Source organism: Streptomyces sp. NPDC003943 (genome assembly GCF_053605265.1).
Genome location: NZ_JBSGIW010000081.1, coordinates 1 through 26,191, shown reverse-complemented (window position 1 = coordinate 26,191; position 26,191 = coordinate 1). Strand labels below are relative to the sequence as shown.

The window sequence follows — 26,191 nt, the reverse complement described above, 5'->3', positions numbered from 1 at the left end:
CTACAGGTCGAACTCGTGCGGCGGCAGGTCGAGCGCGAAGCACGCCTCCCGCACCACGCCCTGCTCGGTCTTGTCGAAGTCGCCGTCCGCGCCGCCGATGACGATGCCGATCTGCACGACCGCGCGGGCCTCGGCCGGCTTCTTCTTCGCCTTGGCGATCTCCTGGAGCACGCTGACCCTGCCGAGGTCGAAGTCGGCGGCCAGCTTGTCCAGATTGGCCTCGAAGCGGCGCTGCAGATCCGCCGCGTCGAAGTTCTGCAACACCTCGTTGGTCGCGATGAGCTGGGCGACCCGGCGCCGCTCGGAGGCGTCGACCGTGCCGTCGGCCGCCGCGACGAGCGCGCACATCGCCATGCTCGCGTCGCGGAAGGCGCCGCTCTTCAGGTCGTTCTTCGTCGCGAGCAGCTGGGTCTGCATCGATGCCGCGGATTCCTTGATGCGGTCCCACAGGGCCATGTCGATGTACTCCTGACGTCGTCGATCAACTTCTACGTGTCTGTAGAACGTAGCAGGGCGACGGGGAGTTCCCCGGTCTTCCGCGCCGCTGCCTACGATGAGGAGGTGCCGGAACCCCAAACGCATGAGCGGACCCCCGGGGCCCGTGAACTCGCGGCCGCCGCCGCCGTCTTCGCGCTGCTCGCCGACCCCACCCGCCTCCAGCTCGTGTGGCTGCTCACCAAGGGCGAGGCCGACGTGACCGCCCTGACCGAGGCGTGCGGCGCCGCCCGCCCCGCGGTCAGCCAGCATCTCGCCAAGCTGCGGATCGGCGGCCTCGTCCAGTCCCGCAAGGACGGCCGGCGGGTCGTGTACGCGATGCCCGACGGTCATCTCAAGCGGCTCGTCGTCGAGGCGATCAACCGCGCCGACCACGAGGTGAGCGGCGAGCCCTGGCACGACTGAGACGGCCGGCCGCCCAGGCCGTCACGTCAACGTGTGCGCAACCATGCACGCATCCGTTACCGTGGAAGCGTGCTCTCCGTGCTGCGCACCCCCGCCTTCCGGCGCCTGTTCGCGGCCCAGGTCGTCGCCCTCGTCGGCACGGGCCTCGCCACCGTCGCCCTGTCGCTGCTCGCGTACGACCTCGCGGGCGCCGACGCCTCCGCCGTGCTCGGCACCGCCCTCGCGCTCAAGATGGTCGCGTACGTGGCGTTCGCCCCGCTCGCCGGAGTCCTCGCCGCCCGGCTGCCCCGGCGCACCCTGCTCGTCTCGCTCGACCTGCTGCGCGCGGGCATCGCCCTCTCACTGCCCTTCGTCACCGAGGTCTGGCAGATCTACGGCCTCGTGCTGCTGCTCCAGGCCGCCTCCGCCACCTTCACCCCCGCCTTCCAGGCCACCGTCCCCGACGTGCTGCCCGGCGAACGCGCCTACACCGAGGCCCTCTCGCTCTCCCGGCTCGCCTACGACCTGGAGAGCCTCGCCTCACCGGCCCTCGCCGCCGTGCTGCTCGCCCTCGTCCCGTACCCCTGGCTGTTCACCGGCACCTCCGCCGGCTTCCTCGCCTCCGCGCTGCTCGTCCTCACCCTGCGCCTGCCGAAGCCCGCCCACGGCTCCGGGGAACGGAGCGGCTCCCGGGTGCTCCTCGGCGCCCGGCTGATGTTCGCCACCCCACGGCTGCGCGCCCTGCTCGCCCTCGATCTCGCGGTGGCCGCGGCCGGGGCCCTGGTCCCGGTCGGCACGGTCACCCTGGTCCGGGTGACGCTCGGGCGCCCGGCGGGCGACGTGCCGCTCGCGCTCGGCGCGTACGGCGCGGGCTCGATGGGCGTCGCGCTGCTGCTGCCCCGGCTGCTCGACCGGCTCGACGAGCGGCGCGTCATGCTGACCGGGGCGCTCGCCCTGCCCGCGGTGCTCGGCATGCTCGCCCTCGCGCTCACCCTGGGGCACGGCACCGCGGCCTGGGCCGGGCTGCTCGGGGCGTGGCTGCTCGCCGGGGCGGCGACCTCGGCGGTGCTCACCCCGAGCGGCCGGCTGCTGCGCCGGTCGGCCGATCCGGCGGACCTCCCGGCCGCCTTCGCCGCCCGGTTCTCGCTCTCGCACGCCTGCTGGCTGCTCACCTATCCGCTGGCCGGACGGCTCGTCTCGCGCGGCGCCGGACCGGTGCTCCCGGCGGCGGTCCTCGGCGGTCTCGCGCTGCTGGCCGCGCTCGCCGCCGCCCGGCTCTGGCCCCGTACCGACCCGGCGGCGCTGCCGCACACCCACCCCGAGCTGCCCGCCGGCCATCCGCACCTCGCCGGTGCGGGGGCGCACGCGCACGTCTTCCACATCGACGCGCTCCATCACCGGTGGCCGGAAACGCCGGACGGCGGCGGGGCAGGGCCCCACCGCCGTCCGGTCGGTGTCCTCAGGTCCGGGCGGTTCAGACCGCCGGGGCCGGGAAGGTCGGGTACTCGACGCCCGAGACGTGCTGGACGACCCGGATGACCTGGCACGAGTAGCCGAACTCGTTGTCGTACCACAGGTACAGGATCGCGTTGTCGCCGTCGACCTTGGTCGCGCCGGCGTCCACGATCGACGCGTGGCGCGAGCCGACGAAGTCCATGGAGACCGCGTCGGGGGCCGTGGTGAAGTCGATCTGGCGCTTCAGCGGCGAGTGCAGCGAGACGTCGCGGAGGTACTCGAGGACCTCGTCGCGGGTGGTCTCGCGGCCCAGGCGCAGGCTCAGGATGGCGATCGAGACGTCCGGGACGGGGACGCGGATCGAGCTGCCGGTGATCGGAGCCTTCAGGTCGGGCAGCGCCTTGGCCACGGCGGAGGCGGCACCCGTCTCCGTGATGACCATGTTGAGCGGCGCCGAGCGGCCGCGACGGTCCGCCTTGTGGTAGTTGTCCAGCAGGTTCTGGTCGTTCGTGAACGAGTGGACGGTCTCCACGTGACCGCGCAGCACGCCGTACTCGTCGTCCATGGCCTTGAGCGGCGGGACGATGGCGTTGGTGGTGCAGGAGGCGCAGGACAGGACGCGCTCGTCCGGCTTGATCGTGTCGTGGTTGACACCGTGCACGATGTTCGGGACGTCGCCCTTGCCCGGGGCGGTCAGGACGACCTTGTCGATGCCCGGACGCAGGTGCTTCGACAGGCCCTCGCGGTCGCGCCACTTGCCGGTGTTGTCGATCAGGATGGCGTTGTCGATGCCGTACGCCGTGTAGTCGACCTCGGACGGGTCGTTCGCGTAGATCACGCGGATCGTGTTGCCGTTGGCGACGATCGAGCTGTTCGCCTCGTCGACCGTGATCGTGCCCTGGAACTGGCCGTGGATCGAGTCGCGGCGCAGCAGCGAGGCGCGCTTCACCAGGTCCTGGTCGCCGCCGCCGCGGACGACGATGGCGCGCAGGCGCAGGCCGTTGCCGGAGCCGGCCTTCTCGATGAGCAGGCGGGCGACGAGCCGGCCGATGCGGCCGAAGCCGTACAGGACGACGTCACGGCCCTCGCCGCGCTCGATCTTGTTGGCGCCGGTGGCGCCCGCGACGGCCTGGGCGGTGAAGTCCGCCACCGACAGTCCGCGGTCGTCCGTCTTGTAGTCGGCGGCCAGCATGCCGATGTCGATCTGGGAGGGGCCCAGGTCGAGGGTGGTGAGCGCCTGCAGGAACGGCATGGTCTCGGTGACCGACAGCTCCTCGCCGTCGATCTGGCGGGCGAATCGGTGGGTCTTGAGAATGCTCACCACCGACTTGTTCACCAGGGAGCGGCTGTGCAGGAGGACGGTGACGTCCTGCTCCCGGTGCAGCTTCCCGATGATCGGAATCATGGACTCCGCGATCTCCTCGCGGTTCTTCCAGTTTGTGAACGAGTCCTCGTTGACAGTCACAGAAAGCATCTCTCGATCGAGCTAGGCAGTGCTCAAATGCTAACCCGTCCCCTCTGATGGGCGGCAGGGGGGTCCTGTGTGGTCCTGGACACGGGGGTGTGACATGAGGGTTCCCGGCGGTAACATCCCGGCGTCGAGCGTCTGACACTCCGTCAACCGTCAAAGCCGGCCGTCTTGGAGGCCCGTCGATGCGCCGCTCAGCCACCGCTCTCCTCGCCCTGACGGTCGCGTTGACCGCGCTGCTCGCCGGCCCCGGGACCACCCCGGCGCGGGCCGCCACCGGCCACCGGCCCGTGATCCTCGTGCACGGCTACAACGCCGACCCCGGCGTCTGGGGCAGCCTCGACGCGCGGCTGCGGACCGCCGGGTACGGCGACGACGAGATCTTCCGGTGGGGCTACGACACCCACCAGTCCGTCAACGAGGTCCTCGCCGGCCGCTTCGCCGCCTACGTGGACGAGGTGCGCCGCCGCACCGGCGCCGACCGGGTCGACATCGTCGCCCATTCCTACGGCAGCCTGCCCACCCGCTGGTACGTGAAGTTCGGGGGCGGCACCACCACCGTGGCCCACTGGATCTCCCTCGCCGGACCCAACCACGGCACCGGCGTCGCCTGGGCCTGCGCCCTGTGGGACCAGGCGTGCCGGGACATGACGCCCGGCAGCTGGGTGCAGAAGCGGCTCGCCGAGGGCGACGAGACGCCCGGCCCCGTCGCCTACACCACCTTCTGGTCGAACTGCGACGAGGTGATCAACCCCGACGACAGTGTCCCGCTGGCCGGCGCGGACAACCGCCCGGTCGGCTGTCTGAAGCACAACGACCTGCTCACGGACGACGGGGTCGGGCGGGGAGTCGTAGAGTCCCTGGCATGACAACTCGCCACCGCGTCACGATCGTTCGCGCTTGCATGCGGGACGGCGGGGGTGGTTCGGGAGGTTCGGGCGGTACGGGGGGCAGCCCGACGGCCGTCGTCCTGGAGGACGGGCCGCCGCCGGGCGACGAGGAACGACGGCGGGTGCCGGCCGCCTGGGGCACCTCGCACGCCGTGTACGTCCGCCGCGACGGCGACGTCACCGACCTGCGCTTCTTCACTTCCGAAGGCGAACTGCCCGCCTGCGGTCACGGCACGATCGCCGCCCTCGCCCTCCTCGCGCCCTGCCGGGTCACCCTCCGGGCCGGTGGGCGCGTCTTCACCGGGCACGCCGAACGGCGCGGCGGGCTCGTCACGGCCGCCTTCGATCCCGGGCCCGTGGCCCTGCGCGGCGCCACGGAGGAGGAGCGTGCCCTGGTGCTGCCCGCGCTCGGCCTGGGGCGGGCGGATGTTGGATCCGATGTATCGAATATCGGATCCGGTACACGGGATGTTGGATCCGGAGTGGGAGATATCGGATCCGGAGTGGGGGATATCGGATCCGATATCCGAGTCGCGGGCGTCGGCCGCGAACGCCTTCTGGTCCCCGTCGCCGGCCGCGCCGCGCTCGCCGCCCTCACCCCGGACCTCGACCGGCTGCGCGCGGCCTGCGACCGCCTCGGCCTCCTCGGCGCGTACGTCCACTCGCCGCCCGATCCCGAGGGCCGGCTCGCGGCCCGGATGTTCGCGCCCTCGATCGGCGTCCCCGAGGACATCGCCAACGCCAACAGCACCGCCTGCCTCGCCGCCCACCTGGCCGGCCGGGGCATCGAGCGCATCGCCGTCGACATGGGCGACTCCCTCGGCAGCCCCGCCACCATCACGGCCACCACCGGCCCCGGCCGCGCCGTCCGACTGGGCGGCACGGCCGAGGTCCTGACGGACTGGAAGGCCGGAGAATGACGGGCTGACGGGCTGACGTCAGATTCCGACGTCACGCGCCCGCATGTCCGCCAGCGTCTCCCTCCGCACCAGGAGCCGGCTGCCGCCCGCCGACACCGCCACCACCGGCGGGCGGCCCACCAGGTTGTACGAGGAGGCCATCGACAGGTGGTACGCGCCGGCGGCCGGGAGGGCCAGCAGGTCGCCCGGGTGGATGTCGGCGGGGAGCGGGACGTCCTCGGCGAGGATGTCGCCGGCCTCGCAGTGACGGCCGACGACCGTCGCGCGCAGGGCGGCCGCGGCCGAGTGGCGGCCGATCAGCCGGGGCGCGTACCGCACCCCGTACAGCGCCGGCCGGGGGTTGTCGCTCATGCCGCCGTCGACGGCGACGAAGACGCGCCCGGACGTGGTCTTCACGGCCAGGACGCGGTAGACGGCGATTCCGGCGGGGCCGGTGATCGCGCGGCCGGGCTCGACGATCAGGCGGGGGACGGGCAGACCGGCGTGCGCACAGCTCTCGACGAGTTCGGCGCGGATCCGGCGGGCGAGGGCGGTGAGGTCGAGGGCGGGGTCGCCGGGCCGGTAGGGGATGCCGTGGCCGCCGCCGAGGTCCAGCTCGGGCAGCACGACGCCGTGCGCGTCGCGGGTGCGGGCCATCAGCCCGACCAGCCGCCGCACCGCCACCAGGTAGGGCTTGACGTCGGTGATCTGCGAACCGAGGTGGCAGTGCAGTCCGGTGAGCCGCAGCCGCGGCTGGTCGAGGATGCGGGCGATGGCGTGCTGGGCGTGCCCGTCGCGCAGCGAGAGCCCGAACTTCTGGTCGTCGGAACCGGTGCGGATCTTGGCGTGACCGCCCGCGCTGATCCCGGGGGTGACCCGCAGCATCACCTGCTGCTCGTCGCGCGGGCCGACGGCGGCGGCGATCCGGGCGATCTCGGCGGGACTGTCGATGACGATCCGGCCGACGCCGAGGCGCAGCGCGGACCGCAGGTCCTCGGGGGACTTGGCGTTGCCGTGTAGGAGGATCCGCTCGGGCGGGAAGCCGGTGGTGACGGCCAGCTCCAGCTCACCGGCGGAGCACACGTCGAGGCCCAGGCCCTCCTCGTCGATCCAGTGGGCGAGGGCGCGGCACAGGAACGCCTTGGCGGCGTAGTGGACATCGGCCTCCGGGAAGGCCTCGCGGTAGGCGCGGCAGCGGGCGCGGACCTCGTCCTCGTCGAGGACGTAGACCGGCGTGCCGTGGCTCTCGGCGATCTCGTCGAGCGCGACCCCGCCGACCAGGAGCCGCCCGTGCGGGCGCGAAGCGGTCGAGGCGGGCCAGACGGACGGGCCGTCGTCGTCGGGGCGGGGCGCGGCGGGCGACGGCAGGGCGGTGACGGTCATTCCTGTCCCCCTTACCGGGCCGCGACGGGCAGGTGGGGGAGCGGCAGCCGGGACCGGCCCGGCGCCGGGGCGGTCAGTGCCGGGTCGACGGTCAGCGCCTCGACGCCCAGCGGCCGGACCAGGGCCCGCAGCGCGGGCTCGGCGAGCGGGGTCCACGCGTGGCCGGCGCCGAGGACGGCCCGCAACCGCTCGGGCGTGGTGAAGGCGACTGCCGTACGGCCGCCGAGAGGGGTACGGAAGAGCCGGGCCGCGCAGCCGTGGGCGACCGGCCGGACGGGCACGCAGAGCCGTCCGGCCGGCACCTGTTCGGAAGGCTCCGGATCGTCTCCGTACAGGACTTCGGTCATGGTGGTTCCTCCCCTGGATCCCCTGGAACGCGCGCCCCGGCGCCGTTCGCGCCGGGACTCCGCTCTCGAACCATGCCCCGCCCACGGCCGTCCGGGACCCGCCCTGACGTCCCTCTGACGCGGCCTTGACGCGATCCCGGCGAGGACGGCGCCCCGCACGGGACCGCCCCTCCCGCCCGCGCGTGCGGCGTCCGTTCCCGCCCGGATTCCCGGGATCGCCCCGAACCACGCCGCCGGACCTGGCACGCTTGCCGTCGTGACGTACGTCGTGACCGTGGAAACGTGCATACCGGACGGCGCCCCCGAGCTGGACGACCTCGGGCAGGTCGGAGCCGCCGTCCTCCTGGAACGCGGCTTCGGCTCCGTGGCCGGCGCCGAAGGACCCGGCGGCGTGGAGGTGGACGTCTTCGACATGGCCGTCGGCGCCCATCCCGGCGGCGCCGTCCTCACCGTGAGCGTCGCCGCGCCGAGCCTGGAGGTCGCCGAGGACGCCGTCGGCGCCGTGACCCAGGAGGTCCTCGACCGCGCCGAACCGCTGGCCGGCTGGCTGGTGGTCAGCAGCGAGGTCAGGCTCCACGCCGAGCGCGCCCGGGAGAGCCTCGCCGCCGCCGACGGGCCCGACGCCCCGCCCAGCGACCCCGCCCTCCGCCGGGCCCGGCACACCGCCCGCCCCGGCACACCGGGAGCCCCCGGCGTCCCCGGCTTCCCTGTGGCCGGGAGCGCCGGGGACGACTGGATCCCCGACGACGACGTCATCGAGGAGAACCCCGACCCCGAGGCCGAACTCCGGGCCATGGCGCCCCGGCTGCGCGCCTTCGACCCGGCCGTCTTCGGCACCGCCCCCGAGACCGCCGCCCTCGCGGCCGGCGCCCTCGTGCACGCCGCCGAGGTGCTCATCGACGAGCTCTACGACGACGTGCAGGCCCTGGCCGAGGAGGACACCGACGTCGCCGCCTGCCAGGGCCACCTCTGGCACCTGGACCGGCTGCCCGCCCGGGACGCGGCCCGTTACGACGAACTCTTCGCCCGCCGGTTCCTGGTGACCGCCGTCGCCCTCACCACCCGCTTCACCGACGGGAGTTTCCGCCGCCTCGGCTGCCCGGCGGAGGAGATGGTCACCCGCCTCCTGCTCGAACAGGCCCGCGTCGCCCTCGACCTGTACGGCCTCCTCGACGAGGCCGTCACCGCCGCCCTGGAGCGCTTCGCGGACCGGGTCCACGAGGACGGGGACCGCCGGCAGGCGGGCGGATTCGGCAGCTGGTTCACCCCGTTCGACGCCGACCGGTACGTGCATCCGTACGCCGTCGACGCCTACCCGGACGGAGGCCCGGGGCCGGACTCCGACTCCGACTCGGACCCGGACCCGGTTCCGGGCGAGCCCGCCGGTGGCCGTACCGAGCAGTGCTCGGAGGAGACCGAGGGCGCCTGACCGGCGGTCGTGGCCGAGGCCGTGGCCGTGCCGTGCCCGCCGCCGCGGTCATGGCCGCAGCCACAGCCGCGGGTTCAGCTCGACAGGTCGCCGAACATGCCCGGCTCGTACGCACCGCCCTGCCGGCGCGCGATCACGCCCAGCCGGTTCGCCGCGTTGACCTGGGCCACCAGCGACACCAGGGCCGCCGTCTGGTCGTCGTCGTAGTGCTTGCGCACCTCGGCCCAGGTCTCGTCCGACACGCCCGCGCCGGCGTCCGCGAGCCGGGTGCCCTCCTCGGCCAGCGCGAGCGCGGCCCGCTCCGCCTCGCTGAACACCGAGGACTCGCGCCAGGCCGCCACCAGACCGAGCCGCACCGGGCTCTCGCCGGCCGCCGCCGCGTCCTTGACGTGCAGGTCAAGGCAGAAGCCGCAGCCGTTGATCTGGCTGATCCGCACCGACACCAGCTCCTGCGTGGACTTCGGCAGCGCGGACTGCATGATCACCAGGCTCGCGTTGCCGAAACGCTTGGCGAACCGGCCGCCGACCTCGTTGGCCATGATGTTGAAACGGGGTTCCATCGCATCGTCCTCACTCGTCGTGACAGGGGCTTGCGCCCTGTCCGACCACGAGACGCCGCCGCCCCCGGCCCCGTGACACGCCCCGCCGAGTGACCTGCGCCACTGCCCCCCGGTGTCACAGAGCGGCACCCGGCGGCGTCCTGTGCGCGTGACACCGACAGAAGCGAACGGACAAGAGCGGAACGGTCAGGAGCGGCCGGTGACCTACGAGCACGACGCGCACGAGGGCGGCCCCGGCGGCCGGATGGACGCGGCGACCGACGCCTTCGTCACCCACCGCAACCTCCTCTTCACCGTCGCCTACGAGATGCTCGGCTCGGCCGCCGACGCCGAGGACGTCCTCCAGGAGACCTGGCTCAGATGGGTGGGCGTCGACCTCGACGCCGTACGGGAGCGGCGCGCTTACCTCGTCAGGATCGCCACCCGGCTCGCCCTCACCCGGCTGCGCACCCTCGCCCGCCGCAAGGAGTCGTACGTCGGCCCCTGGCTGCCCGAACCACTGCTCACCGCGCCCGACGTCGCCGAGGACGTCGAACTCGCCGACAGCGTCTCCATGGCGATGCTCCTCGTCCTGGAGACGCTGCTGCCGACCGAACGCGCGGTGTTCGTGCTCCGGGAGGTCTTCGGGCTCGAGTACGACGAGATCGCCGAGGCCGTCGACAAGACCCCGGCCGCCGTCCGGCAGATCGCCCACCGGGCCCGCGCCCATGTCGCCGCCCGCCGCCCGCGCGGCGCGGTCTCCGCGGCCGAGACCCGGGGCGCCCTCGACGCCTTCCGGCACGCCGTCGAGACCGGCGACCTCCAGGGCCTGTTCGACCTGATCGCACCGGAGGTGGTCCTGCTGACCGACGGCGGCGGGGTCGTACGGGCCGCGCTGGAACCCGTCGTCGGAGCCGAGCGGGTGGTCGCCGTGCTCGCCCGGATCGCCGCGGTCGCCACCCTCAGGCCCGCCCAGATCAACGGCTGCCCGGCGCTCGTCGTCCACCTCGACGGCGAGCCCGACACCGTGATGGCGATCCGCGTCGACGACGGCCTGGTCACCGGCCTGTACGCGGTGCGCAACCCCGAGAAGCTCTCGCGGATCGGCGAGGAGGCGCCCCTCGGCCGCTGACTCCGGCCGGCCGGGCCCGCCGCCGGCCCCGGCCCCCGGGGGCCCGGCGGGTAGGCTCGGCGGAGCCGCCGGGCCGCAGAAGGCAGAGGAGAGACAGTGTTCGTCAAGGTGTGCGGGCTCGCCACGACCGCCGACATCGACGTGGCCGTCGAGGCCGGCGCCGACGCGATCGGTCTGGTCATCAGCGGGACCAGCGTCCGCGGTCTGGAGCGGGAACACGCGGCGCGGCTCGCCGCGCACGCGCCGGCCGGTGCGCTGACCGTCCTCGTCGTCAACGACACGCCCGCCGTCGAGGCCGCCGGGCTCGCCCGGGACATGGGCTTCGGCGCCCTCCAGCTGCACGGCGGCCACTACGGCGCGGAGGACTTCGCGGCCGCCGCCCGGGTCTTCCCGCGGCTGTGGCGGGCCACCTCGCTCAAGGAGCGGCCCGACACCCGCGTCGGCGCCCACGGCGAGGAGGTCCTGCTGCTCGACTCGCCCCGCGCCGGCTCCGGGGCGCGCTGGGACCTGTCGCTGCTCGACCGGGCACGTCCCGAAGGGACGTGGCTCCTGGCCGGCGGCCTCGACCCGGAGAACGTCGCCGAGGCCATCGCCCAGGCCCGCCCGTGGGGCGTCGACGTGTCCAGCGGCGTCGAGTCGGCGCCCGGAGTGAAGGACCACGACCGGATCCGCGCGTTCGTCGCCGCGGCGAAGGCCACCGTCTGACCCGGTGTCGCGGGGCGTTGTCAGACCCGGGCGCTAGCGTGCGGGGCGAAGAGAAAGATCCGCACTCGCTCCGGGGGTAACGACCGTGGACATCCTGCTCATCGCCGGCCTGTGGCTCGACGGCTCCGCCTGGGACGCCGTCGTGCCCGAGCTCACCGCGCTCGGTCACCGTCCCGTGCCGCTCACCCTCCCCGGCCAGGGCGACGGCGCCGCCTCCGCCACGCTCGACGACCAGCTCGCGGCCGTGCTCGCCGCCGTCGACGCGGCCGACGGGCAGCCGCTGGTGGTGGGGCACTCGGCGGCGGCGAGCCTGGCCTGGCTGGCCGCCGACGCGCGCCCGGAGAAGGTGGCCAAGGTCGCTCTGATCGGCGGCTTCCCCGCCCCCGACGGGCGGGCGTACGCGCCGTTCTTCCCGATCGAGGACGGCGCCATGCCGTTCCCGGGCTGGGGCCCCTTCGAGGGACCGGACGCCGCCGACCTCGACCAGGAGACCCGGGACCGCCTCGCGGCCGCCGCGCTCCCCGTCCCCGAGGCGGTCGTCACGGGCGTGGTGCGCCTGACCGACGAGCGCCGCTTCGACGTGCCGGTCGTGGTCGTCTGCCCCGAGTTCACGCCGGCACAGGCCAAGGAGTGGATAGCAGTAGGCGAGAGCCCGGAGCTGGCCGGGGCCGCGCACGTCGAGTACGTCGACATCGACTCCGGGCACTGGCCGATGACCACCCGCCCCCGCGAACTGGCCCGCGTCCTCGCCCAGGCGGCGACGGTCCAGGCGGTGGCGTCGCCGGACTCCGGCTCCCGGTCCGCCCTCCAGCGCCAGGAGCCGACCGTCATCCGCCCGTAGCGGATGCCGAACTCCAGGGCCTCGCGCCGGCCGCGGGTGAGCAGTCCGGCCACCGACGCGGCCGGCGACTCGTACTCGTCGAGGGTGCGGGTGTGCTCTCTTTGAAGGGCCAGGACGGGGACGGGGGTGGTGGACGGGTCAGCGCAGCGGGTGGTCCAGGCGCACCCGCACCAGCTCGGTCTCGACGCCGCTGTCGACCAGTCGGCCGGCCGCGTCGAAGGCGCCGCTGCCGTCCGTCATCCCGAAGTCGTTGTCGTTGAGCAGCACCAGCGTCCGGGAGCCCTCGACCGTGATGCCCTCGATCTTGCCGGGGACGCCGTCGAGCGCGCCCAGGTCGACCACGAGACGCTTGGCCGGCACCGGCACGCCCGCGGCCGCCGGGTCGGCCAGCTGCTCCAGGGTCGGCGTGGTGCCGGCCGCGTCCCAGGCGGAACCCAGGATGTCCGAGCCGTGCCGCAGCCGGATCTCGTAGAGACGCGCGGCCTTGTCCGTGCGCTCCTCCACCATCAGCCGGTCGCCGCCGAGCGCGACGAGCGCGGAGATCTTCAGCTCCGAGGTCCTGGTCTGGCCGGGCTCGACCACCCCGACCGGGTCGAAGCGGTACGCGTACTCGCCCGTGACCTCGCCCCTGCGCGGCGAGAAGCGGAGCAGCCGGGTGGTCCGGGACTCCTCGCCGCTCGCCTTGTCCGGATTGAGCAGCGGGCTCTGCAGCGCGAGCACCAGGTCTCCGTCGGGCAGCAGGGCCAGGCCCTCGAAGCCGCGGTTGACCTTCCGCTTGAGGTAGATCGACGGCAGCGCCTCGACCACCGGGTAGTCGGCCCCGGTCAGGCCGAGTCCCTGCGGCACGTACCGGGCGAGTACCCGGCCGCGCGGCGAGACGTGCACCAGCGAGGGACCGTACTCGTCGGCCAGCCAGAAGCTGCCGTCCCGGTCCCGCACCAGGCCCTCGGTGTCCAGGCCGTTCGGGTCGTAGGCGAGCGGGGTGGCGGCGGCGTAGTCGTACGGGGCCTCGTCGCGGCCCGGCTGGTTCGGCAGTCCGGTCACGGCGCGGCCGGAGGCGGTGGTGAGCGGGCCTCCAGGACCTCGATGCGGTCGCCGACGGCACGGATCCGCACGATGGCCGGGTCGAAACCGGGCACCGGGAAGGTGCGCCGCTTCTCCTTGCCGACGGCCGTCTGGCCGTTCGGCCCGCGGTCGGTGACGGTCCAGAACTCGCCGGGCCGCTCCGCCGGGTAGAGGTCGCTGCCGATGCCGCCGAGGTCGATCCCGCGGTCGTCGGCGACGCTGCCGGGCAGCAGCCGGTTGCTGAACGCCGCCAGCGGGATGTCGGGCAGGGTGGCGGTGGACACCACCCGGGGCCCGTCGGAGTCGTGGGCCGGCGCGCCCTCGGCCGGCCAGGCGACGGCGGTCAGGGCGAGCGCGGCGGACAGCGGCAGTACGACGGCGGCCGGGCGCCGGAGCGCACGGGGCACACGAGAGGCGTTGGTCATGGCCGGATCGTGATCGCCGCGGGTGAGCCGAGGGTGGCGGCCCGGGGATGGGCGGGTGAATCGGGGGTGGCGGGCGGATCCTGACCCGGTTTCAGGTGCGGCGGACGGAGGGGTGCTCGCTGATCAAGTGAGCGGCGACCAGGCCCGACAGCGCGGTGAGCACGGCCGCGGCGACGACGGTGGCGTTCAGGCCGAGGAGGTCCGCGAGGACTCCCGCGAGGAGGGCGCCCACGGCGTAGCCGAGGTCCCGCCAGAAGCGGTACGTGCCCAGGGCGCCGGCCCGCCAGGCCGGGTGGGCGTGGTCGGAGACGGAGGCGAGGAGCGCCGGGTAGACCATCGCCGTGCCGAGGCCCAGGAACACCGCCGAGAGGACACCGGCGAGCAGCGGGCGGTCGAGCAGGACGAGCGCGAGGACGAAGCCGAGGGACTGGACGAGCATGCCGGTGACGATCAGCGGCTTCCGGCCGATGCGGTCCGCGAGATGGCCGGTGGGGATCTGGCCGAAGCCCCACAGCAGCGGGTAGAGGCCCTTGATCAGGCCGATCGCGGCGAAGCCGAGGCCGTGGTCGGTGAAGAGCAGCGGGAAGACGCCCCAGGTCAGGCCGTCGTTGAGGTTGTTGACCAGACCGGCCTGGCTGGCGCCGCGCAGCGAGCGGTCGCGCCACGAGGTCCGTACGAAGGTCTCCCGCAGGTGCGGCCGCCCGGCCCCTGGCAAGGCCGGGTGCTGGGCGAGTTCGAGGGCGACGTGCCCGGCGGTGTCCCGGACGACGAGCGAGAGGCCGAGCCCGGCCGCCACGAAGACCACGCCGATGAGCTCGGGCACGGGCCGCAGCCCGTACGCGGTGGCGAGATAGCCGGTGAGCAGCGCGGTGGCGCCCACGGCCGCGTATCCGGCGGCCTCGTTGAGCCCGGTGGCCAGGCCCCGGCGAGCCGGGCCGACCAGGTCGATCTTCATGTTGACGGTCATCGACCAGGTCAGCCCCTGGTTGACGCCGAGCAGGACGTTCGCCGCCACGATCAGGCCCCAGGTCGGCGCGTACGCGAGCACGAAGGGCACGGGGACGCCGATCAGCCAGCCCGTGAGCAGCAGTTGGCGTCGCCGGAAGCGGGCGGTCAGGGCGCCGGCGGCCAGATTGGTCAGGGCCTTGGTGAGGCCGAACGCGATGATGAACGAGAAGACGGCCAGGTCGCTCCCGAGCCCGAAGACCTCGGTCCCGATGAGCGGCACCGTGGTCCGCTCCAGACCGACGAGCCCGCCCACCGCCGCCGTGACGACCACGAGCAGCGCGAACTGTGCGCGGTTCTCGCGCAGCCCGAGGCGGAGCTGTTCCATCGCCGAATCTTCCTCTCCCGGATGCCGGCGTGAAGGCCGACATGTCCGAAACCTACGTCGTCAGCGGTGCGGAACCGCGCTGGGGCAGGTTATACCCCAGGGGGTATTTGACGCGGACGGTGGGCCGGGTCTACGGTCGGGTTCAGATACCCAGGGGGGTATGAAGAGTCGCCTCTTGGGCCCGACGCAACGGAGATCCGCCGTGTTCTTCAGCCAGTACTACCTCGACTGCCTCTCCCAGGCCTCGTACATGATCGCGGACGAGACCACCGGTCAGGCCGTGGTCGTCGACCCGCGCCGGGACGTCTCCGAGTACCTCGCCGACGCCCGCGCCCGCGGCTTCACCGTCGTCGGCGTGATCAACACCCACTTCCACGCCGACTTCGTCGCCGGCCACCTGGAGATGGCCGACGAGACCGGCGCCTGGATCGGCTACGGGCGGCGCGCCGAGACGGAGTACCCCATCCGCAAGCTCGCGGAGGGCGAGCGCATCGCGCTCGGCGACGTCGTCCTGGAGGTCATGGAGACGCCCGGCCACACACCCGAGTCGATCAGCGTCCTCGTGTACGAGCACGCCGCCGACCCCGTCCCGTACGGCGTGCTCACCGGCGACGCCCTCTTCATCGGCGACGTCGGCCGCCCCGACCTGCTCGCCTCCTCCGGCGTCACCGCCGAGGAACTCGGCGCGATGCTGCACGACAGCGTCCAGCACAAGCTCATGGGCCTGCCCGACGAGGTCCGCGTCTTCCCCGCGCACGGCGCCGGCTCGGCCTGCGGCAAGAACCTGTCCACCGAGAAGCAGTCGACGATCGGCGCACAGCGCGCCACCAACTACGCCTGCGCGCCGATGAGCCGCGAGGACTTCGTCGCCCTGGTCACCGCCGGCCAGTCCGCCGCGCCCGGCTACTTCGCGTACGACGCCGAGCTCAACCGCAGGGACCGCGCCCGCTACGACCTGACGGCGGCCGCCCGGCCGCTGGGGCTCGCCGACTTCGCCGCGCTGCGGGAGCGCGGCGCGGTCGTGGTCGACGCCCGCGATCCGCAGGACTTCGCCGCCGGTCACTTCCGCGGCGCGCTCAACGTGCCCGCCGACGGCCGCTTCGCCGAGCAGGCCGGCACCGTCCTCGACCCGGCCGCCGAACTCGTCGTCATCGCTCCGCAGAACCGCGAGGAGGAGATCGTCACCCGGCTCGCCCGGATCGGCTTCGACCGCGTCGCCGGCTACCTCCGGAGCCCCGAGGACGCGCTCGTGGCACTCGCCGACCAGGTCATTCCCGCGAGCCGCGTCACCGTCGCGCAGCTGAGGGCCGTCCTCGGAGGCGAGGCGCCGCCGGTGGTGGTGGACGTCCGCACGGAGGGCGAACGCGAGGCGAACGGCGTCGTCCCCGGCGCGGTGCACATCGCGCTCGCCGAACTCCCCGGGCGACTCGCCGAACTCCCCACCGACCGCCCGCTCGTCGTGCACTGCGCGGGCGGCCACCGCTCCGCCATCGGGAGCAGCCTGCTGCGGCACCACGGCTTCACGGACGTCTCCGACCTCCTGGGCGGATACACGGCGTGGGCCCTCGCGGAGGACGGCGCCGCAGTCGCGCGCTGAGGGAAGCGGGGGCCGTGCAGCGGGCGCCGTCCCATGTGCCCACGGGCTGCGGCGCGAGCGATTGCCCGTACGGTCCGGGCGTAGACTCCGAAGGGGTACGAGCGCCCGTTCCGGAGGTCAATGTGACCGGTCCCGTCGGCGTCTTCGCCGGGCTGGCCGCCGAGAACCGGCGGTTGCGGGCCGAGGCCGCCCGGCGGCATCTGATCGATCTTGCGACCGGGGTGCTCGCCGCCCAGCTGGGCCTTTCCACCGTCGACGCGAGCGAGCACCTGACCGCCCTCGCCGCCGCGACCGGGCTCTCGGTCGGCGATCTCGCCGCGGACGTCGTGAACGGCATCGCGGGGCCCGGCGATCCCCGGGTCACCCCGGTCGAGGAACCGCCCGCTCTCGCCCGCCGGCTGCGCCGTACCGCCGCGGCGGCCGAGGTCGCGGACGACGCGCGGGACGCGGCGCGCACGCTTCTGGAGACCGGGCTCGCGCCGCTCGGCGCCGAGAGTCTGTGGCTGTGGCGCTGCTCCGAGGCCGGGGGCCTGCGGCTCGTCGGGCATGCCGGGGTCGGCGCGACGGAGGCCACGGCCTGGCAGTGGATCCCGCCGGCCGTCCCGGAGCCCTTCCGCGAGGCCCTCGCCGACGGCGCCCCGGCCTGGCTGGAGGCCGGCCCCGAGGGCGGCCTCGACCTCGCCCCGCTGCCGGGCGCCGCCCGGGCCGTGCTGCCGCTGCGCCGGCGCGGGGCGGCCGTCGGGGTGGCGCTGATCGGCTGGCCCGACTCGGTGCGGTTCGACGCCGGGCTGCGGCGGGCGGTCGGCGGCCTCATGGAGGTGGCGGTGGCGGTGCTCGACCGGCCGGAGCGGGCGGGGGCGGACGTACCGGTGCTGGTGGACGTCCTCGACGCACTCGCCCACCCGGGCGTGCTCGTGCGGGCCGATCCGATGACCGGGGTGCTGCTCGCGGAGCACGCCAACGAGGCCGCGGCGGCGGCGGTCGGCGGGGTGGTGCCGGCGGACGACCGGTCGCTGGCGCGGCTGTTCCCGCACGCCCACGGCGAGCTGGCCCGGCTGGTGCAGCGGGCCCGCCGCACCCGGCACCCGCAGCACGCCGCCCACCTGCCGCCCGGGCGCGCGCCCGGCCCGCCCGGCCCGCTCCTCGACGTGCGGGTGGTGCCGGCCGGACCCGAACGGGCCGTCGTGGCGTGGCACACCTCGGGCGATCCGGGGATCGCGACCGGCCGGGCCGTGTCCCGGCTGCAGAGCGTCGCGACCTTCCAGGACAGCCTGACCGGCGGCGAGACGGTCTGGTCGGAACAGGCGTACGGCATCTTCGGCATGGCACGCGACGAGGCGCCGCTGCCGCTGCTCGCGCTGCGCAGCCGGCTCCACCGCGAGGACGGCGACGCGCTCACCGCGCTCCTGCGCACGCTCACGGACCGCCGCTCCGGCGCCCAGACCGTGCTGCGCATCGTGCTGCCCGACGGTTCGGTGCGCCATGTGCGGGTGGCGGCGGAGCCGCTGCTCAAGGGCGACACGGTCACCGGTTTCGTCGGCGTCTACCAGGACGTCTCGGCGACCCGCCGCACCGAGCTCGCCCTCACCGCCACCTTCGACCACCTCACCGCCGTCCGTGACCAGGCCGAACTCCGTCACCAGCTCGCCCTCCAGCTGCAGCAGGCCATCGTCCCCGAGGCCACCGCCCTGCGCGAGCTGCCCGGCGGTCTCACCGTCGCCGCCCGCTACCGGCCGGCCGCGGAGGAGTACCAGGTCGGCGGCGACTGGTACGACGTGCTGCCGCTGCCCACCGGCAAGGTGCTCGTCGCCGTCGGCGACATCGCCGGGCACGGCATCGACTCCGTCACCGGCATGGTCGCCCTGCGCAACGCCCAGCGTGCCCTCGCCTTCACCGGCCGCCCGCCCGGACAGCTGATGAGCTGGCTCAACGAGGTCACCCTCCGCACCGGCGGCGGATCCACCGCCACGGCCGTGTGCGGGCTGTACGACCCCGAGGACGGCGAACTCGTCTGGTCCAGCGCCGGCCACCTGCCGCTGCTCCTCGTCCGCGACGGCCGGGCCCGGCTGCTCGAACCGCCGGCGGACGTCCTGCTCGGCGCGGTGCCGTCGTACACGTACGAGGAACAGCACACCGCCCTGCGCCCCGGCGACACCCTGCTGCTCTACACCGACGGTCTGATCGAGCGCCGCCAGGACGGTCTCGGGGCCGGGCTCGGCCGGCTCGTCACGGCCGCCGGGCGGCTGTCCGCCGGCGGCGGGAGCCTGGATCTGCTCGTGGACGGGCTGCTCGGCACCGCGCTGGGCGACACCGACGACGACACCAGCATCGTCGCGGTCCAGGTGCGCGGCCCCGGCGAGCCGCCGCCGGGCGGGGACGACGAACGGAAGCCGCCCGATGACCTCGTCAACTACCCAGGCAGTGACGGACCTTGACCATCAGCTCCGCCTCGTCCACCGGCTTCGCGAGATAGTCGTCCGCGCCCGCCTCCAGGGCCCGCGCCCGGTCGCCCGGCATCGCCTTCGCCGTCACCACGATGACCGGCAGCCCGGTGCGGCCGGGCAGCCGCCGGATCTCCTCGATGGCCTGGTAGCCGTCCATGCCGGCCATCATCACGTCCATCAGGACCAGCCGGACGTCCCGGTGCCCCGCGGCGAGCAGGTCGATGGCCCGCCGTCCGCCGTCCGCGGTGAGCACCCGCAGGCCGTGCGCCTCCAGGACCTGGGTGAGCGCGAAGACGTTGCGGGTGTCGTCGTCGACCACCAGGACGGTGGCGCCGCCGGACCGGTCGAGGACGGGGGCGGGTGTCGCGTCGGTGGTCTGCGCGTCCACCGTGGTCTGCGGCTCCGCCGGTGCCCGCGGCGCCGCCGGCTCCGGCAGATGGAAGGTGAAGCTGCTGCCCTCGCCCTGCCTGCTCTCCACCTCGATCGTGCCGCCCAGCAGCGTCGCCACCTCCCGGCTGATCGACAGGCCGAGCCCGGTCCCGCCGTACTCGCGGGCGGTCGTCCCGTCGCCCTGCTGGAACGCGTCGAAGATGTGCCGCAGCCGGTCCGGCGGGATGCCGACCCCGGTGTCCGTGACGCGGAACGCGAGCACCGGCCACCCCTCGCGCAGCACCGCGTCCCGCAGCGCCGCCGGGATCTCGTCCGGCGGGGTGTGCCCGACGGTCAGTGCGACCCGTCCCCGCTCGGTGAACTTCAGCGCGTTGGAGAGCAGGTTGCGCAGCACCTGCCGCAGCCGCGCCTCGTCGGTGGTCAGGTGCGCCGGTACGTCGGGGGCGACGGTCACGGTGAAGTCGAGGCCCCGTTCGTCGGCGACCGGGCCGAACGTCGTCTCCAGGTACTCCAGGAGCTGCGACAGCGCGAACGGCTCGCGCCGCACCTCCATCTTGCCCGCCTCCACCTTGGACAGGTCCAGGATGTCGTTGATGAGCTGGAGCAGGTCGGAACCGGCCGAGTGGATGACCTCCGCGTAGTCGACCTGCTTCTCCGTCAGGTTCCCCTCCGCGTTCTGGGAGAGCAGCCGGGCCAGGATCAGCAGACTGTTGAGCGGGGTGCGCAGCTCGTGGCTCATGTTGGCGAGGAACTCGGACTTGTACATCGAGGCGCGCGACAACTGCTGGGCCCGCGCCTCCAGTTCCTGCCGGGCCTGCTCGATGACCCGGTTCTTCGACTCGATGTCCTTGTTCCGTTCGGCGAGCAGCGCCGCCTTCTCCTGCAACTCGGCGTTGGAACGCTGGAGCTCCTGCTGCCGGGCCTGCAACTCCTGGGTGCGGGAGCGGAGTTCGTCGGCGAGACTGCGCGACTGCGCGAGCAGCTCGTCGGTGCGCAGATTGGCGATCAGGGAGCTGAGCGCCGCCCCGGCGCTCGCCACGAACCGGTCGAGGAAGTCGCGCTGGAGCGCGCCGAAGGGATGCAGGGAGGCGAGCTCCACCGCGCCGAGCAGCTGCTCCTCGACCACGATCGGCAGCACGATGAGCGCCGCGGGCTCGGCGGCCCCGACGGCCGAGGACACCGTCGCGTACCCCTCGGGCACCGGGTCCACGAGCAACGTGCGCCGGTCACGGGCGGCCTGCCCGACCAGGCCCTCGCCGAGGCGGTAACGGCGTGTGCGGCCGGACCCGGTGGTGACCGCGTCGGCGACCGCGTCGGCGACCGGCAGGCCGTAGCCGGCGGCCATGGCGAGCACCGGCACCGACGCCTCCTCACCCTCGCGCTCTCCGCCGGTCCCGTGCTCCTCGACGACGAAGAAGGCGCCGTACTGCGCCGAGACCAGCGGTGGCACCTCCGCCATGATCAGCTCGGCGATCTCGTCGAGCCCGCGGGTGCCCTGCAACAGCGCCGTGATCCGGGCGACGTTGGTCTTCAGCCAGTCCTGCTCCTCGTTGGCCCGGGTCGTCTCCCGGAGCGACTCGACCATGGCGTTGATGTTGTCGCGCAGCTCGCCGACCTCGCCGGGTGCCTCGACGGTGATCGAGCGGGTCAGGTCGCCCTCGGCGACCGCACTGGTCACCTCGGCGATGGCCCGCACCTGCCGGGTCAGGTTCCCGGCGAGCCCGTTGACGTTCTCGGTGAGCCGCATCCAGGTGCCGGAGACGCCCTCCACCTCCGCCTGCCCGCCCAGCTTGCCCTCCGTGCCCACCTCGCGGGCCACCCGGGTCACCTCGGCCGCGAACGACGACAGCTGGTCGACCATCGTGTTGATGGTGGTCTTGAGCTCCAGGATCTCGCCGCGCGCCGCCACGTCGATCCGGCTGGTCAGATCGCCCTGCGCCACCGCCGTCGTGACCTGGGCGATGTTGCGGACCTGGTTGGTCAGGTTGTCCGCCATCGAGTTCACGTTGTCGGTGAGGTCCTTCCAGGTGCCCGACACCCCGCGCACCCGCGCCTGTCCGCCCAGCTTGCCCTCGGTGCCGACCTCGCGGGCCACCCGGGTGACCTCCTCGGCGAAGGAGGACAGCCGGTCGACCATCGTGTTGATGGTCTCCTTCAGCTCCAGGATCTCGCCGCGCGCCTCCACCCGGATCTTCTGCGTGAGGTCGCCGCGGGCGACCGCGGTGGCGACCTGGGCGATCGAGCGCACCTGCGAGGTCAGGTTGTCCGCCATCGTGTTCACGCCGGTGGTGAGCTCCTGCCACACCCCGCGCGCCCGCGGCTCGTGCACCCGCCCGCCGAGCAGCCCCTGTCCGCCGACCTCGCCGGCCACCCGGGTGACCTCGGAGGTGAGCAGCGACAGCCGGTCGACCATGTCGTTGTAGACGGTCGCGATCTCGGCCGGGAGCCCGTTCGCGCCCTCCGGCAGCCGGACCGACAGATCCCCGTCCCGTACGGCGGTGAGCCCGGCGAGCAGGCGCCGCAGCGCGTCCGGGCCGGGCGGCGGAGCCGCGGGGTCGGGGGGTGGCGTGCGTTCTGTCATGAAGGACCTCGTGGGCATGACCTCATAGGGGTCTCCCTCCTCGTCCACTCTAGGTCCGGCCGGTTCGGGCGGCCTGCGGGAGTATGTCCATCTCGAACCACACCGTCTTGCCGTCCCGGCCCCTCGGCAGCGAGCCCCACTGCACGGCGAGCCGCTCCATGAGGTAGAGCCCGTGCCCGGAGGGGCGGTCGGCCCGGTGCGGGCTCTGTGGCCGGGGGCGGTGCGGGCTGGTGTCGCTGACCTGCACCCACACCGCGCGCAGGGACCGGTCGAGCCGCAGCTCGTACGGGACGCCGCCGTGCCTGCGGGCGTTGGCGACCAGTTCGGACACGAGCAGCAGGGCGTCCGCCACGGGCTGCCGGTCCGGTGCGCCGGCAGGCCCGAACCAGGCGTGCAGGGCCCGCCGGGTGAGGTTGCGGCATTCCGCGACGATTCCGGGCCGGTCCGTCAGGTCGTAGCGCAGGGTCATAGATGGCGACTTTCCGGTGCAGGGCGTGTCAAACCGCCCGATAACCAACCAAGTCGCATTAATCCGTGTCAAAGAGGACAGGACGGGAATCCTTTTCTCAGGACGTTCCTCACGGGACGCTCGCACCGTCGAAGGAGCGATATGGCTACCCCGACGGTCGGCCAGGACGCGTCCACCCGGCGCGCCGCGCTGGCCGGCCTCCCCGAGATCGACCGCCCTACCCGGGTCTCCACGGACGACGCCCAGACGCTGTCCGCCGCGCTCCTCACCAGGCTGCGCGAACTGGAGCCGGGCACACCCGAGCACGCGTACGTCCGCAACACGCTCGTGGAGCTCAACCTCAGCCTGGTCCGCTTCGCCGCCCGGCGCTTCCGGCACCGGCCCGAGGACATCGAGGACATCGTCCAGGTCGGCACCATCGGCCTGATCAAGGCCATCGACCGGTTCGCGCCGGAGCGGGGCATCGAGTTCTCCGCCTTCGCGCTGCCGACGGTCGTCGGCGAGATGAAACGATTCTTCCGTGACACCAGCTGGGCCGTACGGGTGCCACGCCGGCTCCAGGAGCTCCGCATCGACCTCGCGAGGACCGCCGACGCGCTGGAACAGCGCCTCGGCCACCGCCCGACCCGCGCCGAACTCGCCGAGCACCTGCAGGTGAGCGAGGCCGAGGTGGCGGAAGGCGAACTCGCCGCGCGCGGCTACACCGCCCGCTCCCTGGAGGGCGCCCTCGACGAGGACAGCGAGACCCCGCGCACCTATCTGCGGCTGCTCGCCGCCCAGGACTCCTCGTACGAGCTGATCGAGAACCTCGCCTCGCTGCGGCCGCTCATCGCCCGGCTCGGCGAGCGCGACCGGCGCATCCTCTCCCTGCGCTTCGGCGAGGAGCTCACCCAGGCGGAGATCGGCGAACGCCTCGGCCTCTCCCAGATGCACATCTCCCGGCTGCTCGCCCGGATCCTCGACGAACTCAAGACCGGGCTCCTCGAGGACCGTACGGCGGCACGCGCCACGGCGGCGGCGTCGGACGGCTGACCTCCAGCCACACCACCTTCCCCGGCGCGCCGTCCGCCTTGTCCACCGAACCCCAGGCACCGGCCAGCCGGTCGAGCACCATCAGACCGTGGCCGCCCGGCAGCCCGGGGGAGCGCGGCACGTGCGCGCGCGGACGCACCGGGCTCGGGTCGGACACCTCCACCCGCAGCCGCCCCATGGCACCGGCCGACTGCCGCAGCACCAGTTCCTCGGGCCCGCCCGCGTGCAGACACGCGTTCGTCACGACCTCCGACACGAGGAGCAGCACGTCCTCCGCCCGCTCCCGGCCCTCCGGCGTCGCCGCGGGCAGCCAGCCCCACTCGGCGAGCGCCGCCGCCGTGAAGTCCCTGCACCGCGTCACCGCCCCGCTCGTGCCCTCCAGGGTGAGCCGCCTGACCTGGTCCTCGACAGGCCGGGGCGCCGTCATGACCCCTCCGCCGCCGACGCGTCGGCGAGCGCGGCGGCGGTGCTCTCGTACACGCGGAACACCGACCGTGCCCCCGTGATCTCGAACATCCGGTCCACCGGCGGGCCGAGCCCTGCCAGATCGAGCCGCCCGCCCCCGTCCAGCAACCGCAGCCGGGCCCTGAGCAGCACGTTCAGCCCCGTCGAGTCACAGAACCGCAGCCCCGCGCAGTCGACCACGACCCGCCGCGTCCCGCTCTGCCCGGCCAGGGCCTCCTTCAGCGGCGCCGCGGTGTCATGGTCCAGCTCCCCCGACAGCGCGAGCACCACGGTCCCCCCGTCGGGCCCGCCCCCTTCCCGCGGGGGATCGAGCACCCGCACGGCCAGCCGCCCCGCGTAGCCGTCGTCGGCCAAGGCACCCATGGGCAGGGCCTCCCTTCGTCCCTCCGCGTCCCACTGCAGGTATCCCCATCGTCGAGGTATCCCCATCGTCGGCCGAAGGCGGGGACGGCGCGATCCTGGAGTGTCGGTACCTTCCACGCGGCTGCCCCGTACGGAGCCGCTTATGCGGCGGACATCCCCGCGAGGCACGCCCTGGCCTAGCGCAGCGGCTCGCTGAGCTCGATCGCGCGCAGGGCCGCCGCGAGGGCTTGTCCGTCGCCCACGTCGAGGGCCGTGTCCGTGAGTTTGATGACGTGCTCGTCGCCGTGGGCGAGGGCGCGGGCGAAGACGTCCTCGGGGGTGAGGGAGCCGGGCGAAGCGGGGGTGACGGCGGTGGTGGGGGCGTACATGGCGGTGACGGCGGCCGAGGCGGTCCAGGCGGCGGCGAGGCTCGGGGCCCACAGGGCGCGGGGGAGGGCGGGGAGGGCGCGGAGGACGGCGTTCGGGGCCGTGGCCGCGTGGACGAGCATGGTCTCCTCGCCGTGGCCGTGGGTGGCGTAGCGGTGGGTGGCGGCCCGGACGAGTTCGGCGAGGTGCTCGTACGTCGCGTCCGGGTCGGTGACCGACGGCGCCCACACCGGGAGGCGGCGGACGCGGGCCAGCCGGTCGGGGAAGCCGCCGGCCTGCTCGGCGATGAGCGGCACCGCGTCGAGGGCGTCGGCCGCGCGGACGGCGCCGGGCAGCGGGGTGAGACCGGTGACGGGGCGGTGGCGGGCGGCCCAGTAGCCGAGGCCGTGCGCGAGTTCGGCGAGGCGCGGCGCGGTGGGGCCGGCCGGCCCGGCGGCGAGCAGGGTGCGGACGGCGTGGCCGACGCGGATCACCGGGTGCGTCGAGCCGCCGTACATGCCGGGCAGCAGCCGCGGCCACCACTCGGCGAGCACGTCGCGCCAGGGCCGGTCGGCGAGTTCGCGCCCGAAGTGGGCGATCCAGTCGGCGGCGCGGCGCGGATCGCCCAGCGCCGCCGGCCAGTTGGCGGCCGTGACCGGTTCGACGGCGGACGGGAAGTCCTCAAGTCTCGGCGCGTACAGGTCCAGCCAGCGGTGCACCGCCCGCGCCTGCCCGTGCGAGGCGAGCGCCTCGACGGCCATCGGCGCGTGGTTGGTGAGCCGGCCGAGCCGCTCGGGGCCGTGGGCGTGGAGTCGTTCGAGGGCTTCGTCGAGGGTCCCGGTGGTGTCCGATCCTGTCGTCGTCATGGCAGTGACCGTACGAGGGGGACCCGGCCGCGCGGAACGGCCGGAGGGCCTAGGTCCGGGGCCCGGGGCCGGCCCAGGGCCCGGAGGCATGTGGTGCTCAGCTCCGATGGCCGTAGAACTCGACCTCGGCCACCGCCAGCCGGTGCCCGTGGCCCGTCCCGTACCAGCTCTCCGGCGTGATCCGGACCTTCGTCACCCGCGAGCCGCGCAGGTCGAAGGTCTGCTGGCCCGGCTGGTCGCTGAGCGTCACCTCGTGGGTCGACGTGTCGCCGTCCGCCGTGACCAGTTCCACGCGGAGGCGGGCCGGGCGGGCCTGGGTCAGGAACTCGTCCTTCTTCGCCGACGCGCCCCCGAACACCAGGAGCTTCGTCATCTTGACGCCCGGCGCCCCGAACTCCGCCTCCAGTGTCGCGCCGGGCCGTTCCGGCGCCCAGTAGCGGTTGTTGAACCCGTCGAAGGCCGCGCTCGCCGGATGGTCCTTCAGCGCGCTGGACGCCCGGACGGCCGTGGGCGGCAGCGACTCGGGCGTGCCCGTCTCGTCCCGGGCCAGGCCCAGCAGGCTCCGCACGTGCGGCAGGCCGAACCAGACGGCACAGGCCAGGGCGAGCAGCGTCAGCGGCAGCGCGACCCGCGGCCGGCGCCAGGCCCGGCGCGGGCGGGTCCCCGCGACCGGCGCCTGCCGGGGCCTGCGGCGCAGCAGCCGGCGCCACCACGGCGGCCTGGGCGGAGGCGGCGGCCCCGGGTCGAGGAGCAGCGCACACCGTACGCAGAGGGTGCGGCCGGCCGCGTTCTCGGTGCCGCAGTTGGGGCACCGCACGGTCGCCGCCGGGGCCGGCGCGGGATCCGGCC

23 protein-coding genes and 1 pseudogene are annotated in these 26,191 nt (G+C 74.1%); 11 read left to right on the top strand and 13 right to left on the bottom strand.

Annotation, left to right across the window (positions count from 1 at the left end):
* Complete coding sequence (locus tag ACWEV0_RS27830) at nucleotides 1-456, bottom strand: tellurite resistance TerB family protein (protein ID WP_453152253.1); 456 nt, start codon at nucleotides 454-456, stop codon at nucleotides 1-3.
* Between the two features lie 105 nt (nucleotides 457-561).
* Here ACWEV0_RS27830 and ACWEV0_RS27825 point away from each other — a divergent pair, with 105 nt between their 5' ends.
* Together ACWEV0_RS27825 and ACWEV0_RS27820 are read left to right on the top strand one after the other, a co-directional pair.
* Nucleotides 562-900, top strand: coding sequence for an ArsR/SmtB family transcription factor (locus ACWEV0_RS27825; protein ID WP_451609232.1), 339 nt, complete (start codon nucleotides 562-564; stop codon nucleotides 898-900).
* A gap of 69 nt (nucleotides 901-969) precedes the next feature.
* On the top strand, nucleotides 970-2,418 hold the full coding sequence (locus tag ACWEV0_RS27820) for an MFS transporter (protein ID WP_453152252.1): 1,449 nt from the start codon (nucleotides 970-972) through the stop codon (nucleotides 2,416-2,418).
* Here the strand turns inward: ACWEV0_RS27820 and ACWEV0_RS27815 are convergent.
* On the bottom strand, nucleotides 2,354-3,799 hold the full coding sequence (locus ACWEV0_RS27815) for a glyceraldehyde-3-phosphate dehydrogenase (RefSeq protein ID WP_403790176.1): 1,446 nt from the start codon (nucleotides 3,797-3,799) through the stop codon (nucleotides 2,354-2,356). The two genes, ACWEV0_RS27820 and ACWEV0_RS27815, sit on opposite strands and share 65 nt — an antisense overlap.
* A gap of 188 nt (nucleotides 3,800-3,987) precedes the next feature.
* Here ACWEV0_RS27815 and ACWEV0_RS27810 point away from each other — a divergent pair, with 188 nt between their 5' ends.
* Nucleotides 3,988-4,671 carry an esterase/lipase family protein gene (locus ACWEV0_RS27810; protein WP_453152251.1) on the top strand — a complete coding sequence of 228 codons (684 nt, stop codon included), beginning with the start codon at nucleotides 3,988-3,990 and terminating at the stop codon, nucleotides 4,669-4,671.
* Entirely contained in the window at nucleotides 4,668-5,612 is a 945-nt protein-coding gene (locus tag ACWEV0_RS27805; protein WP_453152250.1) for a PhzF family phenazine biosynthesis protein, read from the top strand. Before ACWEV0_RS27810 ends, ACWEV0_RS27805 begins: the two co-directional genes overlap by 4 nt.
* Nucleotides 5,613-5,630: 18 nt before the next feature.
* On the opposite strand, the gene lysA is transcribed toward ACWEV0_RS27805, so the two are convergent.
* Both lysA and ACWEV0_RS27795 read right to left on the bottom strand, forming a co-directional pair.
* Nucleotides 5,631-6,974 carry a diaminopimelate decarboxylase gene (lysA, locus tag ACWEV0_RS27800; RefSeq protein ID WP_453152249.1) on the bottom strand — a complete coding sequence of 448 codons (1,344 nt, stop codon included), beginning with the start codon at nucleotides 6,972-6,974 and terminating at the stop codon, nucleotides 5,631-5,633.
* Nucleotides 6,975-6,985: 11 nt separating this feature from the next.
* Nucleotides 6,986-7,321 (bottom strand): SAV_915 family protein, encoded by a 336-nt coding sequence (locus ACWEV0_RS27795; RefSeq protein WP_453152248.1) that lies wholly within the window; start codon nucleotides 7,319-7,321, stop codon nucleotides 6,986-6,988.
* Nucleotides 7,322-7,577: 256 nt separating this feature from the next.
* Between ACWEV0_RS27795 and ACWEV0_RS27790 the strand changes: the two genes are divergently transcribed.
* Nucleotides 7,578-8,750, top strand: coding sequence for a hypothetical protein (locus ACWEV0_RS27790; RefSeq protein ID WP_453152247.1), 1,173 nt, complete (start codon nucleotides 7,578-7,580; stop codon nucleotides 8,748-8,750).
* Between the two features lie 74 nt (nucleotides 8,751-8,824).
* Here ACWEV0_RS27790 and ACWEV0_RS27785 read toward each other — a convergent pair whose 3' ends face one another.
* A complete protein-coding gene (locus ACWEV0_RS27785; RefSeq protein ID WP_453152246.1) occupies nucleotides 8,825-9,310 on the bottom strand; it encodes a carboxymuconolactone decarboxylase family protein in 486 nt (161 codons plus the stop codon).
* 244 nt (nucleotides 9,311-9,554) lie between these two features.
* On the opposite strand from ACWEV0_RS27785, the gene ACWEV0_RS27780 reads away from it, so the two are divergent.
* The 3 genes from ACWEV0_RS27780 (at nucleotide 9,555) to ACWEV0_RS27770 (ending at nucleotide 11,967) form a co-directional block, all read left to right on the top strand.
* Complete coding sequence (locus ACWEV0_RS27780) at nucleotides 9,555-10,421, top strand: RNA polymerase sigma-70 factor (protein ID WP_453152265.1); 867 nt, start codon at nucleotides 9,555-9,557, stop codon at nucleotides 10,419-10,421.
* Between the two features lie 96 nt (nucleotides 10,422-10,517).
* The gene (locus ACWEV0_RS27775) at nucleotides 10,518-11,126 is read left to right on the top strand and encodes a phosphoribosylanthranilate isomerase (RefSeq protein ID WP_453152245.1); all 609 of its coding nucleotides are present in this window, start codon (nucleotides 10,518-10,520) and stop codon (nucleotides 11,124-11,126) included.
* Between the two features lie 85 nt (nucleotides 11,127-11,211).
* Nucleotides 11,212-11,967 (top strand): alpha/beta fold hydrolase, encoded by a 756-nt coding sequence (locus ACWEV0_RS27770; RefSeq protein WP_453152243.1) that lies wholly within the window; start codon nucleotides 11,212-11,214, stop codon nucleotides 11,965-11,967.
* Nucleotides 11,968-12,105: 138 nt separating this feature from the next.
* Here ACWEV0_RS27770 and ACWEV0_RS27765 read toward each other — a convergent pair.
* Both ACWEV0_RS27765 and ACWEV0_RS27760 read right to left on the bottom strand, forming a co-directional pair.
* A pseudogene (locus tag ACWEV0_RS27765) lies at nucleotides 12,106-13,457 on the bottom strand (esterase-like activity of phytase family protein).
* Nucleotides 13,458-13,548: 91 nt separating this feature from the next.
* Entirely contained in the window at nucleotides 13,549-14,790 is a 1,242-nt protein-coding gene (locus ACWEV0_RS27760) for an MFS transporter (protein WP_453152242.1), read from the bottom strand.
* A gap of 202 nt (nucleotides 14,791-14,992) precedes the next feature.
* Here ACWEV0_RS27760 and ACWEV0_RS27755 point away from each other — a divergent pair, with 202 nt between their 5' ends.
* Together ACWEV0_RS27755 and ACWEV0_RS27750 are read left to right on the top strand one after the other, a co-directional pair.
* Complete coding sequence (locus tag ACWEV0_RS27755; protein ID WP_453152241.1) at nucleotides 14,993-16,387, top strand: rhodanese-like domain-containing protein; 1,395 nt, start codon at nucleotides 14,993-14,995, stop codon at nucleotides 16,385-16,387.
* Nucleotides 16,388-16,509: 122 nt separating this feature from the next.
* Entirely contained in the window at nucleotides 16,510-18,822 is a 2,313-nt protein-coding gene (locus ACWEV0_RS27750) for a SpoIIE family protein phosphatase (protein ID WP_453152239.1), read from the top strand.
* Here ACWEV0_RS27750 and ACWEV0_RS27745 read toward each other — a convergent pair.
* Together ACWEV0_RS27745 and ACWEV0_RS27740 are read right to left on the bottom strand one after the other, a co-directional pair.
* The gene (locus ACWEV0_RS27745) at nucleotides 18,794-21,802 is read right to left on the bottom strand and encodes a HAMP domain-containing protein (protein WP_453152238.1); all 3,009 of its coding nucleotides are present in this window, start codon (nucleotides 21,800-21,802) and stop codon (nucleotides 18,794-18,796) included. The genes ACWEV0_RS27750 and ACWEV0_RS27745 overlap by 29 nt on opposite strands.
* A gap of 49 nt (nucleotides 21,803-21,851) precedes the next feature.
* Entirely contained in the window at nucleotides 21,852-22,271 is a 420-nt protein-coding gene (locus ACWEV0_RS27740; protein ID WP_453152237.1) for an ATP-binding protein, read from the bottom strand.
* 141 nt (nucleotides 22,272-22,412) lie between these two features.
* On the opposite strand from ACWEV0_RS27740, the gene ACWEV0_RS27735 reads away from it, so the two are divergent.
* Complete coding sequence (locus tag ACWEV0_RS27735; RefSeq protein WP_453152236.1) at nucleotides 22,413-23,303, top strand: SigB/SigF/SigG family RNA polymerase sigma factor; 891 nt, start codon at nucleotides 22,413-22,415, stop codon at nucleotides 23,301-23,303.
* Here ACWEV0_RS27735 and ACWEV0_RS27730 read toward each other — a convergent pair.
* From ACWEV0_RS27730 to ACWEV0_RS27715, 4 genes are all read right to left on the bottom strand, one after another.
* Nucleotides 23,239-23,730: an ATP-binding protein gene (locus ACWEV0_RS27730; protein ID WP_453152235.1), complete on the bottom strand. Its 492-nt coding sequence runs from the start codon at nucleotides 23,728-23,730 to the stop codon at nucleotides 23,239-23,241. The genes ACWEV0_RS27735 and ACWEV0_RS27730 overlap by 65 nt on opposite strands.
* Complete coding sequence (locus tag ACWEV0_RS27725) at nucleotides 23,727-24,131, bottom strand: STAS domain-containing protein (protein ID WP_453152234.1); 405 nt, start codon at nucleotides 24,129-24,131, stop codon at nucleotides 23,727-23,729. Before ACWEV0_RS27725 ends, ACWEV0_RS27730 begins: the two co-directional genes overlap by 4 nt.
* Nucleotides 24,132-24,307: 176 nt before the next feature.
* On the bottom strand, nucleotides 24,308-25,342 hold the full coding sequence (locus ACWEV0_RS27720; RefSeq protein ID WP_453152233.1) for a questin oxidase family protein: 1,035 nt from the start codon (nucleotides 25,340-25,342) through the stop codon (nucleotides 24,308-24,310).
* A gap of 97 nt (nucleotides 25,343-25,439) precedes the next feature.
* Nucleotides 25,440-26,191 (bottom strand): discoidin domain-containing protein (locus tag ACWEV0_RS27715; protein WP_453152232.1); only part of this gene is annotated, 752 nt, incomplete at its 5' end.

What these genes read in the sequence shown, in the direction of transcription:
- ACWEV0_RS27730 (WP_453152235.1), bottom strand. Translation starts at nt 23,730, where the DNA reads ATGACGGCGCCCCGGCCTGTCGAGGACCAGGTCAGGCGGCTCACCCTG.
- ACWEV0_RS27805 (WP_453152250.1), top strand. Translation starts at nt 4,668, where the DNA reads ATGACAACTCGCCACCGCGTCACGATCGTTCGCGCTTGCATGCGGGAC.
- ACWEV0_RS27725 (WP_453152234.1), bottom strand. Translation starts at nt 24,131, where the DNA reads ATGGGTGCCTTGGCCGACGACGGCTACGCGGGGCGGCTGGCCGTGCGG.
- ACWEV0_RS27785 (WP_453152246.1), bottom strand. Translation starts at nt 9,310, where the DNA reads ATGGAACCCCGTTTCAACATCATGGCCAACGAGGTCGGCGGCCGGTTC.
- ACWEV0_RS27780 (WP_453152265.1), top strand. Translation starts at nt 9,555, where the DNA reads ATGGACGCGGCGACCGACGCCTTCGTCACCCACCGCAACCTCCTCTTC.
- ACWEV0_RS27830 (WP_453152253.1), bottom strand. Translation starts at nt 456, where the DNA reads ATGGCCCTGTGGGACCGCATCAAGGAATCCGCGGCATCGATGCAGACC.
- ACWEV0_RS27735 (WP_453152236.1), top strand. Translation starts at nt 22,413, where the DNA reads ATGGCTACCCCGACGGTCGGCCAGGACGCGTCCACCCGGCGCGCCGCG.
- ACWEV0_RS27740 (WP_453152237.1), bottom strand. Translation starts at nt 22,271, where the DNA reads ATGACCCTGCGCTACGACCTGACGGACCGGCCCGGAATCGTCGCGGAA.
- ACWEV0_RS27795 (WP_453152248.1), bottom strand. Translation starts at nt 7,321, where the DNA reads ATGACCGAAGTCCTGTACGGAGACGATCCGGAGCCTTCCGAACAGGTG.
- lysA (WP_453152249.1), bottom strand. Translation starts at nt 6,974, where the DNA reads ATGACCGTCACCGCCCTGCCGTCGCCCGCCGCGCCCCGCCCCGACGAC.
- ACWEV0_RS27810 (WP_453152251.1), top strand. Translation starts at nt 3,988, where the DNA reads ATGCGCCGCTCAGCCACCGCTCTCCTCGCCCTGACGGTCGCGTTGACC.
- ACWEV0_RS27745 (WP_453152238.1), bottom strand. Translation starts at nt 21,802, where the DNA reads ATGACAGAACGCACGCCACCCCCCGACCCCGCGGCTCCGCCGCCCGGC.
- ACWEV0_RS27720 (WP_453152233.1), bottom strand. Translation starts at nt 25,342, where the DNA reads ATGACGACGACAGGATCGGACACCACCGGGACCCTCGACGAAGCCCTC.
- ACWEV0_RS27760 (WP_453152242.1), bottom strand. Translation starts at nt 14,790, where the DNA reads ATGGAACAGCTCCGCCTCGGGCTGCGCGAGAACCGCGCACAGTTCGCG.